Here is a 215-nt window from a genome sequence, read left to right as displayed (position 1 = left end):
CTGTCCGCTGTGCAGGTCATATTCTAATTGAATCTTTATACCCGCTGTTTGTGCACACCCACCTGATCCAGGATATAAATGTTTTGGTACTTGGAAAATCGTCGCATCTAAAATACGAATCCGTTGAAAATAGGTGATTGGGTTCCGTTGCAAAGTTTTTTAACTAAAGCTAAACTGTAGGAAGATTGAGTTGAGGAGAATGATACATGAGATAC

At 39.1% G+C, this 215-nt stretch carries 1 pseudogene; it reads right to left on the bottom strand.

What is annotated here, in order from left to right:
* Positions 1–138 (bottom strand): annotated as a pseudogene (locus tag JDS99_RS31650) (transposase); the annotation flags it as partial.
* Positions 139–215: the final 77 nt, after the last annotated feature.

It is taken from the genome of Bacillus cereus group sp. N6 (genome assembly GCF_016483705.1).
GTDB lineage: Bacteria > Bacillota > Bacilli > Bacillales > Bacillaceae_G > Bacillus_A > Bacillus_A wiedmannii.
Note: the sequence above shows the minus strand (reverse complement) of the source record. Positions and strands in the feature narration are given on the sequence as shown.